This window comes from Corynebacterium sp. AOP40-4SA-5, assembly GCF_052377355.1.
Lineage (GTDB): Bacteria > Actinomycetota > Actinomycetes > Mycobacteriales > Mycobacteriaceae > Corynebacterium.
Genome location: NZ_JBQSWS010000003.1, coordinates 165466 through 178961 on the forward strand (window position 1 = coordinate 165466; position 13496 = coordinate 178961).

The window sequence follows — 13496 nt, forward strand, 5'->3', positions numbered from 1 at the left end:
TCACTTCGGCAGAGGGTATCCAGAGAGCAACCCCGAAAGGTCGGTGCGACCGACCTTTCGGGGTTGCTCTCTGCGTGGGGGCTCTCAGGCCTGTCAGCCCAGCACGCGGTCCAGGTCGGTGCGCATCATGGCGGTGTTGTAGCCCGACCAGGTGGTCATCACGAAGTACAGCGTGGACGGGTCCGCGGGGTCCTGCCTCGGCAGCATGAAGGAGCCGTAGGCGTCCGGCAACTGCAGGCGCGACACCACGGTCTTCTTCGACGACCACGGCCCGGTGGGGGACGGCGCCTCGCGCAGGACGATGCCCTCGGTGGACTCGTACATCGCCAGCCACTTTTCGCGGTGCTCGTCGTACTGTACGGAGAGCTCGGAGACCCGCCCGTTCAGCACGGTGGCAGCGGCGTCGGGCTTGGTGGACCAGCCGTCGCCGTCCCAGTACTCGGCTTGCGACCAGTTCGGGAAGTTGTCCTCGGTGATGCGGGCGAGTTTCGCCGAACCGTCCCGGCCGCTGGGGGTGCCGTAGGCGTAGACGTAGTTGGTGTTGTTCTCGCTGTGCTTCGTCAGGGCGGTCATCTGGAAGCCGTCGACGACCGGCCGGTCGTCGGTGATGTCGGTGATCCTGGGGTCCGATGCGGCCTTGGTCGAGGCCCGGGTGGAGTTCTCGACAGACTTGAAGGTCTTGCCGTCGTCCTCGGAGACCACAGTCTGCGCGTAGTTCGTGGTCCACTGCCCGGCGTTGCCCCAGGAACGCACCGACATGAAGTCCACGTACTGATTACCGCCGACCTCGATCCCGGACGTCGGGATCTTCGTGTGCTCGGTACCCGGCTCCTTCAACGAGGAGGGGAGGAACTCCCCGGAGCGCTCACCGTTGGCGGTGCCGTCGAGGTAGAAGCCGTCGGACGGGTCGGTGTCCGTGGAGGAGAACAGTGCGTTGGAGTGCCAACCGCTCAGACCCGACTCGCAGCCGAAACTGTCGCCGAAGGCGGCGAGGGTGCGGTCGCCCCCGGCGTCCCACATGAACCCGAGGTCCGTCGACGCCAGGCCCAGCGCGTGCGTCTGGTCCGGGCTGTTCGGCCCGGTGACCATGTACATGCCCTCCGTCGGGCCGGAGAGGTTCGGCAGGTCCCAGGGGGTGCCGTCCGCCCAGGAGGTCAGCGACCCGGACGTGGACGAGCTCCCTGAACTCCCTGAGCTGCTGGTGGATCCGTGGCCCGAGCTGAGCAGGGCTGACGCCCGGTCGATGAGGTTGGGGGAGTAGGTGTCGCACGGCGCCGCGGCGGCTGTCGCGCCACCGAGGACCGCCGCGGTCGCCGCCGTCACGACGGCCGTGAGCGACAGCGACGAGACGCGCTGGAGGGAAGAAGAGAACATGGGGCTCCTGTGAAGAAACGTCACTACTGTGAAATGAGTGTCGGTTGATGACTATAGTTCACACTCATGACCCGTACATCGCTCCGGAAGAATCGACGCCGGCCCGTCCGTCTCGCCGCCACCGGTCTGGCTACGCTCCTCCTCGCAGCCGGCGCGCCTCTGGCAACCGCAGCCCCAGAGGGCACCGCCAAAACCACAGATGACAAAGAGGACACGGACGACGCCGACACGTCCCCCGAGCTCCCGGACCCCCAGGGGGTGGACGGTTCGGTCGGCAGCCTGCTCAACCGCGACCTGGGCACCGGTGACCAGCCCTTCTGCGCCGACCTCGGCGCGAAGCTCGAGGAAATCGCCGACCAGTGGGCCGCCGCGAATGCCGAGGGGGCGCTCAAGGCCGCAGGTGAGTTGCGCTACCTGTTCGCCAACACCAACGCCGCGAACTACCAGTGCCTCACGGCCGCCGGTGCGGCACTGACCTCCTCCGGCAGTGGGTCGCTCACCGGGTCGCTGACCCTGCCGTTGCCGGGGTCCTGACCTTCGCCCACGTGTTCGCTGCCACCACCGGCCGACAGCGCTATCCTTGACCCCATGCGCATTATCGGCCTGACAGGTGGCATCGGATCCGGCAAGACGACGGTGGCCGAACGGCTCCGGCAGAAGGGCGCGTTCGTCGTGGACGCGGACAAGGTCGCCCGCGAGATCGTGGAGCCCGGCCAGCCGGCACTCGCCGAGCTGGCGGACGCCTTCGAGGGGGTTATCACCGGGGACGGCGGCCTCGACCGCGCCGAGCTCGCCCGCCAGGCGTTCGCCTCCACCGCAGCCACCGACAAGCTCAACGCCATCACCCATCCGCGGATCCGGGAACGTACCACGGAGCTCTTCGACACCGCCGCCGCCGAGGGACGCGAGGTCGTCGTCTACGACATGCCCCTGCTCATCGAGAACGGGGAGACGGAGACCGTGGACACCGTCCTCGTCGTCGACGCCCCGGACGAGGTCCGCATCACCCGCCTCGTCGCCCGGGGGCTGGACGAAGACGACGCGCGTCGTCGCCTCGCCGCCCAGGTCGACCGCGACACCCGGCTGGCCGTCGCCGACGTCGTCCTCGACAACGGCGGCGACGTGGAGTCGCTGATCGCTCAGGTCGACGCGTTCTGGGAGAAGGTGTAACCCCATGGCCTTCGCCGCAGAACACCCCGTCCTCTCCGAGTCGGAGTTCCGTCCCGTCGGTGACGTCGAGCGCACCGACGCACGCTTCGAGGTCATCAGCGACTACAAGCCGGCCGGTGACCAGCCGGCGGCGATCAAGGAACTCGACGAGCGGCTCAACCGGGGCGAGCGGGACGTCGTCCTGATGGGTGCCACCGGTACCGGCAAGTCCGCCACCGCCGCCTGGCTCATCGAGCAGCAGCAGCGTCCGACGCTGGTCATGGCGCCGAACAAGACGCTGGCCGCGCAGCTCGCCAACGAGCTGCGCAGCCTGCTGCCGAACAACGCCGTCGAGTACTTCGTCAGCTACTACGACTACTACCAGCCCGAGGCCTACATCGCGCAGTCGGACACCTACATCGAGAAGGACTCCTCGGTCAACGACGACGTGGAACGCCTGCGGCACTCCGCGACGTCCAACCTGCTGTCGCGCCGCGACGTGGTCGTGGTCTCCTCGGTCTCCTGCATCTACGGCCTCGGCACCCCGCAGTCCTACCTGGACCGCTCGGTGATGCTGAAGGCGGGCGAGGAGGTTGAACGTGACCGGTTCCTGCGTCTTCTCGTGGACATCCAGTACGACCGCAACGACGTCTCCTTCACCCGCGGGGCGTTCCGCGTGAAGGGCGACGTGGTCGACATCATCCCCGCCTACGAGGAGCTCGCGGTGCGCGTCGAGTTCTTCGGCGACGAGATCGACAGCCTGTTCTACATCCACCCGCTCACCGGCGACGTGATCCGCGAGGTCGAGGAGATCCGCATCTTCCCGGCGACCCACTACGTGGCCGGACCCGAGCGCATGGAGAAGGCGATGGAGGACATCCACGCCGAACTGGAGGAGCGCGTCGCCGACCTTGAGGGACGCGGCAAGCTGCTCGAGGCCCAGCGGCTGCGCATGCGCACCGAGTACGACCTGGAGATGATCCAGCAGGTCGGCTACTGCTCCGGCATCGAGAACTACTCCCGGCACGTCGACCAGCGCGAGGCCGGCTCCGCCCCGGCCACGCTGATCGACTACTTCCCGGACGACTACCTCACCATCATCGACGAGTCCCACGTGACAGTCCCGCAGATCGGCGGCATGTTCGAGGGCGACATGTCGCGTAAGCGCAACCTCGTGGACTTCGGTTTCCGCCTGCCGAGCGCCCTCGACAACCGGCCGCTGACCTGGGAGGAGTTCGACGACCGTAAGGGCCAGTGCATCTACATGTCGGCTACCCCGGGCAACTACGAGATCGCCGCGGCCGGCGGTGAGTTCGTCGAGCAGGTCATCCGTCCCACCGGTCTGGTGGACCCCAAGGTCGAGGTGCGCCCGACCGAGGGGCAGATCGACGACCTCATCGAGCAGATCCGCCAGCGCGTGGAGAAGCAGGAGCGCGTGCTGGTCACGACCCTGACCAAGCGCATGGCCGAGGACCTCACGGACTACCTGCTGGAGCACGGGGTGCGGGTGCGCTACATGCACTCGGACATCGACACGCTCAAGCGGGTGGAACTGCTGCGCCAGCTGCGCCTGGGCGAGTACGACGTACTCGTCGGCATCAACCTGCTGCGTGAGGGCCTGGACCTGCCCGAGGTGTCGCTCGTGGCGATCCTCGACGCGGACAAGGAGGGCTTCCTGCGCTCGGAGCGTTCCCTGGTGCAGACCATCGGCCGTGCGGCACGAAACGTCTCCGGCGAGGTGATCATGTACGCCGACAAGATCACCGACTCGATGCAGTACGCCATGGACGAGACCGAACGGCGCCGGGCCAAGCAGATCGCCTACAACAAGGAGCACGGCATCGACCCGCAGCCGCTGCGCAAGGCGATCGCGGACATCCTCGACCAGGTCTACGAGAACCGTGGTGACGAGGCAGGCGCGGGCAGTGGGGCGACCGGCTTCGGTGCCGACGTCAGCGTCGCCGGCGGTGACGCCGCGGTCGGCGCGGGGGACACCGCGAACATGGCGCGTCCGGAACTCGAGAAGCTGATCGCCGACCTCTCGTCGCAGATGCAGGACGCCGCCCGGGAGCTGAAGTTCGAGCTCGCCGGACGGCTGCGCGATGAGATCGCGGACCTGAAGAAGGAACTGCGCGGCATGATCGAAGCCGGCATCTGACTGGGGTAGGCTTCATGTGGAAACCATCACCGATCACAAAGGGCTGGCAGTGAGCGATAGCACCAACTACGAGACCATCGTCGTCGGGACCGACGGATCGTCGTCCTCGGTCCTGGCCGTCAAACGTGCGGCGGCGCTGGCTGCGGCCTTCGACGCACGCCTGGTCATCGGATGCGCCTTCTACAAGAACGCCGAGTCCGCGGTGAAGGCGATCCGCATGGACTCGAAGACCGTCGTCGGCGGCGACCCCGCCCACGACAACCTCGCCGCCGCCGTGGAGGCGGCCAAGGAGGTCGGCGCGACGAAGATCTCCACCGCCATCAAGGAGGGCGCCCCGGTGGACGCCCTGATGGGCATCGTCACCGACGAGTCCGCCGACCTGCTTATCGTCGGCAACCGGGGGATCAACTCGCTGACCGGACGGCTGCTCGGCTCCGTGCCCGCCGACGTGGCGCGTCAGTCCGACTGCGACGTGATGATCGTGCACACCGTGTAGGTCCCCACCCTGGGGAGGGGGGACCTGGGTGGGGGTCCTACCAGGGCAGGGGCTGGTCGTGGACCAGCGTGAGTCCCTGGGTGGAGCGGGTGACCGCGACGTAGACGTCGTTGAGCCCCTGGGGCGAGGCGTCCACGATCTCCCCGGGCTCCACCAGCACGACCTCGTCGAACTCCAGGCCCTTGGCACCGTTGACGTCGGAGACCACCACCTCATCCGCGGCGTAGGCCTCCTGCAGGCCGGCGATGCGCTGCGGCGCCGCGATGACGCCCACCAGGCCGTCGCCGGCGGCCTCGACAGCACGTGCCACGGCCGTCGCCACGTCGGCGAGCGGGAGTTCGCGGATCCCGGTGCCGGTCTCACGCAGGCAGTCAGGGGTGGCCTGACCGGGGGAGATCTCCGACTGGATCGCGGTGGCGATCTCCGCGATGTCCGCCGGCGTGCGGTAGTTCACGGTCAGCTCGTGCAGCCTCCACCGGTCCTTGACGAACGGGGAGAGGGCGTCCGACCAGTCCTCCACGCCCGCCGGGCTGCCCGTCTGCGCCGGGTCGCCGACCAGGGTCATCCACCGGTTCGGCGAGCGCCTGAAGATCATCCGCCACGTCATGGCCGACAGCTCCTGCGCCTCGTCGACGATGACGTGGCCGAAGGCCCAGGTGCGGTCGGCGGCGGCACGCTCGGCCGTGGACATCGAGGAACGCACGCGCTGACGCTCGGCCAGCTGCTCGGCGTCGATGACGTCGTAGGCCATGAGGATCTCGGCGTCCGTACCGTCGTCGAGGTCCTGGTAGGCCGAACCGCTGAGGATGTCGAGCGCCTCCTGCGCCTCGTCGACCTGTGACTTCCACCGGCGTCGCTCCTCGGCCTCGGCCTCCTCGGCACCGGCGATCCCGAGGATCTCCGCCAACTCGTCGAGCAGCGGGGCGTCCGCCTCCGTCCAGTCCTCCGGGGCGTCCTCGCGCACCAGGGCGTCCCGGGTGACGTCGTCGTAGTCGGACGCGGCGGAGTCCACGGCCTCCCGCGACCCGTAGAGACCGGTGAGGACCTCCTCGGCGGTGAGTACCGGCCACAACTCGTCGACGGCCTCGGCGACCGCGGGCTCGGCGGCGAGGTCCTCACGCAACTGGTCGCGGTCGGCGGCGGTGAGCAGGTTCTCCCCGCCCAACGGGTCCGCGCCGATGGAGTCGGCCATCGCGTCGCGCAGCAGGTCGAGAACCACGTCGCTGAACCGGGCGCGGGCGAGGTTGTGCGGACGGTGCGTCCGGCGTGCCCGGGTACGCGCCTGCCGGGCGATCCGCGGGGTCAGCGCGACCGTCACCCCGTCGATGAGGAAGTCCACCGGCTCCTCCGGCACCGTCTGGTGGTCCCGTACCGCCGCGGCGAGGATCTCGAGCATCGCCGGTGACCCCTTGACCTCCTGGGTCGTCAGCGACTCCGCGCTCAGCGGCCGGGCGTCGATCCCGGGCAGCAGGCTGCCCGGCGTGGCCAGCACCACGCCCGTCTCACCGAGGCTGGGCAGCACCTGCGAGATGTAGTCCAGGAATCGACGGTTCGGGCCGATGATCAGCACACCGGTGTTCGCCAGCTGCTCGCGCCACGTGTACAGCAGGTACGCCGTACGGTGAAGGGCGACCGCAGTCTTGCCCGTCCCCGGACCGCCCTGCACCACCGTCACGCCGCGGTGCTCCTCGCGGATGATGCGGTCCTGCTCGGCGACGATGGTGTCCACGATGTCGTGCATGTGACGGTCACGCGCGCGGTTGACCGCGTGGAGCAGCGCGCCCTCCTGGGCGACCGATCCGTCGCGCTCGCCGCCGGAGCGTCCTGCCTGCCTGTCGCCGCCTGAGAGCCGCTCGTCGGCGACGTCGGTCACCGTGCGACCCCGGGTGCGGATGTGCCGGCGCACGTGCACACCCTCGGGGTGCAACGTGGTCGCCAGGTAGAACGGCCGGGCCAGCGGGGCGCGCCAGTCCATCAGCAGGGTGCGCATCTCGTCGTCGGAGGTGTGCAGGCCGATGCGACCGATGTAACGACGGTCGAGCGGAGCTTCGCCGTCGACGTCGGTGACGGGGTTCTCCGGCTCATCGTCCTCCACGTCGATACGACCGAAGAACAGGCCGATCTCCGCGGCGGAGTACTCGTCCAGACGCCCGGCGACCTCGTAGGTCTCGTGGTCGCGTTCCAGCAGCGTCTGCGGCTGGTCGATGTCGGCACGGCGGCGTTGCGCCCGGCGCATACGGTCGGTGAGACGCTCGCGCGACTCGTCGACGACCGTCAGCAACTCGTCGAGGTGTTCCTGCTCGGCGGAGATGTCCGGGTGGTCGGAAGCGGTGGTGCTCATGGTCTCCTGAATCTCTTGAACGGGCCCCGTCGGCGTCGCGACAGGAACGACCATCCTACGCCGCGGACGGCCGCCATCGGCAGGCCCCATCTGTTCAGCAGGGACACGAGGGTGAAACATCAATATGCTGTCCTGGTATCAGAGAGATTCATGACATTTCACCGAGAAGGACACCACCGTGACCACAGAGAGAACACCTGAAAGCCCACCTGCGACCATCCCGGACCACGGGCGGCACGACGGGCAGCATGAAGGGAAGCATGAAGGAAAGGGCGCCGGCGAGGAGTCGCTGGCGCCGCAGCAGACCCGCATCATGGGCAAGACGTCGTATCTCTTCGCCTGGATGGGTGGCTGCGTGTCGATCGGCACCTTCACCATGGGGTCCTCGCTGGTGGGCACCCTGAACCTGGTCCAGGCCATCGTGGCCATGGTCATCGGGTGCGTGGTCATCACCGTGGGTCTGACGATCAACGGCGCCGCCGGGCACCGGTGGGGGATCCCCTTCATGGTCCAGGTCCGCAGTTCCTTCGGATTCGTCGGCACCCGGATCCCCGGTCTGGTCCGCGCCCTGCCCGCGCTGGTCTGGTACGGATTCCAGAGCTGGGTCGGGGCGATGGCGATCAACTCGATCGCCGACACCCTCTTCGGGTTCAGCAACATCGTGCTGTTCTTCATCCTGTTCCAGGCCCTGCAGATCGCCCTGTCGGTCGCCGGGTTCCAGGGCATCAAGTGGCTGGAGAACATCGGCGCGGTGTTCATCCTCTGCGCGCTGATCTACATGTTCTTCAGCGTGATCGACCGCTACGGCACCGAACTCGGCGAGAGCCTGGATGCCCAAGGATCCTGGGGACTGCCGTTCTGGGGAGCCACGATGCTCTTCCTCGGCATCTACGCCACCATGATGCTCAACGTCAGCGACTACTCGCGCGAACACTCCACCTCCAGCGGCCCTGCGACGATGTTCTCGCTGTACACCGCGGCGATCCTGCCGGTGACCCTGTTCATGGGGCTCATCGGGCTGATGGTCTCGGAGGCCACCGGGGTGGTCGACCCGATCGACGTGTTCTCCAACGCGGTCGACAACACCCCGCTGCTCGTCATCACGCTCCTGTTCATCGCCTTCGCACAGGTCACTACCAACGTCCTGAACAACGTGGTTCCGCCCACGTACGTGCTGATGGACATGTTCGGCATGAAGTTCCGCACGGCCGCGGTCCTGGTGGGTGTGCTCGCTCCGGCGACCTTCCCCTGGCTGCTGGTCCGCGACGAGAACGCCGACGGCCTGCAGACCTTCGTGCAGATCTACTCGGCCTTCCTCGGCCCGATCTTCGCGGTCATGGTCGTGGACTACTACCTGGTCCGTCGACGCCGGCTCGAGATCGACGAGCTCTACGACCCGCGTGGGCCCTTCCGCGGGGTGAACTGGGCCGCGGTCGTCGCCGTGGTCGTCGGCGTGCTCATCACCCTGCCGTTCTCGGACGTGGGGTGGTACGTGAGCCTCGTGCCGGCCGCGCTGGTTTACTGGGTGCTCATGAGAACACTGCCGTCCTCCCGTCGTTTCCTGGCGGGCACCGACGCCGCGGCGGTCGTCGCACCCGAGATTCAGGACCCCACCACTCAGAAGGAGCGAGCATGAGAATCCTCGTCGTCAACGTCAACACCACCGCAACGATGACCGCCTCTATCGGCGCCCAGGCGGAGGCCGCGGCGTCCTCCGGCACCGAGATCGTGGCGCTGACCCCGCGCTTCGGGGCGGAGTCCGTCGAGGGCAACATGGAGAGCCACCTGGCCGCCGTCGGCGTGATGGACGCGGTCTCCCGGTACGACGGGCCGTTCGACGCGGTCATCCAGGCCGGTTTCGGTGAGCACGGCAGGGAGGCGCTCCAGGAGATGCTGGACGTCCCGGTGGTCGACATCACCGAGGCGGCCGGCCACGTGGCGAGCCTGGTGGGACGCACCTACAGCGTGGTGACCACGCTTGACCGCACCGTCCCGCTCATCGAGGACCGGCTGACCCTGGCGGGGCTCGACCGCAGCTGCGCCTCCGTGCGGGCCTCGGGACTGTCCGTCCTGCAGCTGGAGGAGTCGGCGCAGGCCGCGGTGGAGGCCATCGCCGAGGAGGCCAGGATCGCTGTCGAGCAGGACCGCGCCGAGGTGATCGTCCTGGGCTGCGGGGGAATGGCGGGACTGGACGACGCCGTGCGCGCCGCGACAGGGACTCCCGTGGTGGACGGCGTCGCGGCCGCCGTCCAGCTGGCGGAGTCCCTGGTGAACCTCGGGCTCACCACCTCCAAGGTCCGGACGTACGCCGCGCCGCGGCCGAAGCGCATGACCGGGTGGCCCCTGCAGGACTAGCGGGTCACCAGCCGCGCTCGCGCCATTCGTCGAGGTGGGGACGCTCGGCGCCGATGGTCGTCGCGTCCCCGTGGCCGGGGTGGACCACCGTGTCGTCCGGAAGCGAGAAGCAGCGACGCGTCACGTCCCCGAGCAGGGAGGTGAAGTCCTCCGGTGTCTCCGTCCTGCCGACGCCGCTGGGGAAGAGGCTGTCGCCGGAGAAGAGCTGCGTCGGGCCGTCCTGGCCTGCAACCTGGCCTGGAAGGATCACGCCGAGGCCGCCCGGGGTGTGCCCGCGCAGCAGGACGAGCCGCATGCCGAGCCCGTCGAGGGCGGGGGAGGTCGTGAAGGCCTCCGGTGCGTCGTCGTCGGGGTCAGTACCCCAGGTCACGTCGACGGCGGCGGGCAACGCCGGAGCGTCCTGCACCGAGGCGTGGTGCCGCGCCCCGGTGGCGGCGAGGACCTCCTCGAGCGCCTGGACGTGGTCGAAGTGCTGGTGCGTGGTGAGCACGTCGGTGATGCGGACGCCGGCTTCCTCGGCGAGGGCGAGCAGGTGGGGTGCGTCGGCGGCGGCGTCGATCAGCAGGGCGTCGCCCTCGACGCTGACCAGGTAGCAGTTGTTGCCCATGGGGCCTACTGTCGTCGTGGTGATCTGTGCTGAAGTCATGGCACCACCATAACCCGTATCCCGTTCGATTATCCGTTCGACTGTGTCCGGGCCGTCACGTACCATGGCGGGGACGAGCACAACGTGCAACCACAACTTGCGACATTCCATGAAGGAGACCCGGGGTGGCTGAGATCCTCACCGTGCGCGGAGCGCGCGAACACAATCTGCAGGGCGTGGACATCGACCTGCCGCGTGAGCGGATGATCGTCTTCACCGGGCTCTCCGGCTCGGGTAAGTCGTCCCTGGCCTTCGACACGATCTTCGCCGAGGGGCAGCGGCGCTACGTCGAGTCGTTGTCGTCCTACGCCCGGCAGTTCCTGGGGCAGATGGACAAGCCGGACGTCGACCTCATCGAGGGGCTGTCGCCGGCGGTGTCGATCGACCAGAAGTCGACGAACCGCAACCCCCGGTCGACCGTCGGTACGATCACGGAGATCCACGACTACCTGCGACTGCTGTTCGCCCGTACCGGCGTGGCGCACTGCCCGGAGTGCGGTGAGCGCATCGAGGCGCAGACGCCGCAGCAGATCGTCGACCAGATCCTGGAGATGGAGCAGGGGCTCAAGTTCCAGGTCCTCGCTCCGGTGGTGCGGACCCGGAAGGGCGAGTTCGTGGACCTCTTCGAGGACCTCGCCTCGGACGGCTACTCGCGTGTGCTGGTGGACGGGGAGACCTACCGCCTGTCCGACCCGCCCACCCTGGAGAAGCAGGTCAAGCACGACATCGACGTGATCGTGGACCGTCTGCAGGTCAAGGAGTCGCAGAAGCAGCGGCTCACCGACTCGGTGGAGACCGCGCTGCGCCTGGCGGACGGCCGGGTGGTCATCGACTTCGTGGGTCTCGACGACTCCGACGACAACCGTTACCGGCGGTTCTCCGAGCACATGGCCTGCCCGAACGGCCACCCCCTGGCGATCGACGAGCTCGAGCCGCGCAGCTTCTCCTTCAACAGCCCCTACGGCGCCTGCCCGGTGTGTGACGGTCTCGGCACCCGCCTGGAGGTCGACGAGTCGCTGATCATCCCGGACCCGGACGCCCCGCTGATCACGGCGATCGCCCCGTGGGCGTCGAGCCCGAACCACAAGTACTTCGACAAACTGCTCGCGGCGTTGGCGGAGAACATCGGCATCAGTGCGCAGACCCGGTGGTCGGAACTGACGAAGAAGGAGCGCAAGGCGGTCCTCCACGGTCACCCCGAGGAGATCACGGTGCGCTACCGCAACCGTTACGGCCGCTCGCGCCAGTACTCCGCGCCTTTCGAGGGCGTGATGCCCTACCTGCACCGCAAGATCGACCAGGCCGAGAGTGAGCACCAGAAGGACCGCTTCCTGGGGTACATGCGCGAGGTCCCGTGCGTGGCCTGTGAAGGCACCCGCCTGCGCCCGGAGATCCGGATGGTCACCATCGGCTCCGAGGTCGGCGAGATGTCCATCGCCGACGTCTCGGAACTGAGCATCGAGGCCGCCAGTGACTTCCTCGACCGGCTGAGCCTGTCCAAGCGCGACGAGATGATCGCCGGGCGCGTGCTCAAGGAGATCCAGGCGCGGTTGACGTTCCTGCTCGACGTGGGCCTGAACTACCTGAACCTGTCGCGTGCCGCGGCCACCCTCTCCGGCGGCGAGGCGCAGCGTATCCGCCTGGCCACGCAGATCGGGTCCGGGCTGGCCGGTGTGCTCTACGTGCTCGACGAGCCGTCGATCGGGCTGCACCAGCGTGACAACAAGAGGCTGATCAGCACCCTCAAGCACCTCCGGGACATCGGCAACACGCTGATCGTCGTGGAGCACGACGAGGAGACGATCCGCACGGCCGACTGGCTCGTGGACATCGGCCCGCGTGCCGGCGAGTACGGCGGACGGATCGTCTACGAGGGCGAGCCGGACGGCATCATCGACGCCGAGGAGTCGCTTACCGGGCAGTACCTGTCCGGGCGCAAGGTGCTCGCCGTGCCGGACAAGCGTCGCCCGGTCGACACGTCCCGCAAGATCACCGTGCACGGGGCGACGGAGAACAACCTCAAGGATGTCACCGTCGACTTCCCCCTGGGGATCCTGACCTGCGTCACCGGGGTGTCCGGCTCCGGAAAGTCGAGTTTGGTCAACGGTATCCTCGCGCAGGTGCTGGCCAATGAGCTCAACGGTGCCCGCCAGGTGCCCGGCCACCACCGCAAGGTCACCGGCCTCGACCAGCTCGACAAGCTCGTACGTGTGGACCAGAGCCCGATCGGGCGGACGCCCCGGTCGAACCCCGCGACCTACACGGGTGTCTTCGACAAGATCCGCAACCTCTTCGCCGAGACCACCGAGGCGAAGGTCCGCGGCTACAAGGCGGGCAGGTTCAGCTTCAACGTCAAGGGCGGGCGCTGTGAGGCCTGCCGCGGTGACGGCACGCTGAAGATCGAGATGAACTTCCTGCCGGACGTCTACGTGCCCTGCGAGGTGTGCGAGGGTGCCCGGTACAACCGGGAGACCCTGGAGGTCCACTACAAGGGCAAGACCATCTCCGAGGTCCTCGACATGCCCATCAGCGAGGCCGCCGAGTTCTTCGCCCCGATCACCTCCATCGCCCGGTACCTCGTGACCCTGGTCGACGTGGGCCTGGGTTACCTGCGGCTCGGGCAGGCGGCGACCACGCTGTCCGGTGGTGAGGCCCAGCGAGTGAAGCTGGCCAGTGAACTGCAGAAGCGCTCCAACGGCCGGACCGTCTACATCCTCGACGAGCCGACGACCGGACTGCACTTCGAGGACATCCGCAAGCTCATGCTCGTCATCCAGGGACTCGTGGACAAGGGCAACACCGTGCTGGTCATCGAGCACAACCTCGACGTGATCAAGGCGGCGGACTGGCTGATCGACATGGGCCCGGAGGGCGGTTCCGGTGGTGGCACCGTGGTCGCCGAGGGCACTCCCGAGCAGGTGGCCGCCGTGGAGGCGTCCCACACCGGCCACTTCCTCAAGGAGATGGTCTGACCGGT

General features: G+C 68.1%; 10 protein-coding genes. 7 read left to right on the top strand and 3 right to left on the bottom strand.

Going from position 1 to position 13496, the window contains the following annotated elements; genetic code table 11:
- Window positions 1-93 precede the first annotated feature (93 nt).
- Complete coding sequence (locus tag ACT3S3_RS03015; RefSeq protein WP_444614999.1) at window positions 94-1374, bottom strand: DUF4185 domain-containing protein; 1281 nt, start codon at window positions 1372-1374, stop codon at window positions 94-96.
- Window positions 1375-1440: 66 nt separating this feature from the next.
- Between ACT3S3_RS03015 and ACT3S3_RS03020 the strand changes: the two genes are divergently transcribed.
- The 4 genes from ACT3S3_RS03020 to ACT3S3_RS03035 are packed head-to-tail and all read left to right on the top strand — an operon-like array spanning window position 1441 to window position 5177.
- Window positions 1441-1908, top strand: a complete 468-nt coding sequence (locus ACT3S3_RS03020) for a hypothetical protein (RefSeq protein ID WP_301442958.1) — start codon at window positions 1441-1443, stop codon at window positions 1906-1908.
- A 54-nt stretch (window positions 1909-1962) separates the two neighbouring features.
- Window positions 1963-2544: a dephospho-CoA kinase gene (coaE, locus tag ACT3S3_RS03025; protein ID WP_301442959.1), complete on the top strand. Its 582-nt coding sequence runs from the start codon at window positions 1963-1965 to the stop codon at window positions 2542-2544.
- A gap of 4 nt (window positions 2545-2548) precedes the next feature.
- Complete coding sequence (gene uvrB / locus ACT3S3_RS03030) at window positions 2549-4681, top strand: excinuclease ABC subunit UvrB (protein WP_441579225.1); 2133 nt, start codon at window positions 2549-2551, stop codon at window positions 4679-4681.
- Between the two features lie 49 nt (window positions 4682-4730).
- Window positions 4731-5177, top strand: a complete 447-nt coding sequence (locus ACT3S3_RS03035) for a universal stress protein (RefSeq protein ID WP_301444262.1) — start codon at window positions 4731-4733, stop codon at window positions 5175-5177.
- A 37-nt stretch (window positions 5178-5214) separates the two neighbouring features.
- Here ACT3S3_RS03035 and ACT3S3_RS03040 read toward each other — a convergent pair whose 3' ends face one another.
- Window positions 5215-7518: a HelD family protein gene (locus ACT3S3_RS03040; RefSeq protein WP_441579224.1), complete on the bottom strand. Its 2304-nt coding sequence runs from the start codon at window positions 7516-7518 to the stop codon at window positions 5215-5217.
- 178 nt (window positions 7519-7696) lie between these two features.
- Here ACT3S3_RS03040 and ACT3S3_RS03045 point away from each other — a divergent pair, with 178 nt between their 5' ends.
- Together ACT3S3_RS03045 and ACT3S3_RS03050 are read left to right on the top strand one after the other, a co-directional pair.
- Window positions 7697-9154, top strand: a complete 1458-nt coding sequence (locus ACT3S3_RS03045) for an NCS1 family transporter (RefSeq protein WP_301441938.1) — start codon at window positions 7697-7699, stop codon at window positions 9152-9154.
- Entirely contained in the window at window positions 9151-9873 is a 723-nt protein-coding gene (locus ACT3S3_RS03050) for an aspartate/glutamate racemase family protein (RefSeq protein ID WP_441579222.1), read from the top strand. Before ACT3S3_RS03045 ends, ACT3S3_RS03050 begins: the two co-directional genes overlap by 4 nt.
- A gap of 4 nt (window positions 9874-9877) precedes the next feature.
- Here ACT3S3_RS03050 and ACT3S3_RS03055 read toward each other — a convergent pair whose 3' ends face one another.
- Window positions 9878-10519, bottom strand: coding sequence for an MBL fold metallo-hydrolase (locus ACT3S3_RS03055; RefSeq protein ID WP_441579221.1), 642 nt, complete (start codon window positions 10517-10519; stop codon window positions 9878-9880).
- Between the two features lie 125 nt (window positions 10520-10644).
- Here ACT3S3_RS03055 and uvrA point away from each other — a divergent pair, with 125 nt between their 5' ends.
- On the top strand, window positions 10645-13491 hold the full coding sequence (gene uvrA, locus ACT3S3_RS03060; RefSeq protein WP_301441935.1) for an excinuclease ABC subunit UvrA: 2847 nt from the start codon (window positions 10645-10647) through the stop codon (window positions 13489-13491).
- Window positions 13492-13496 lie beyond the last annotated feature (5 nt).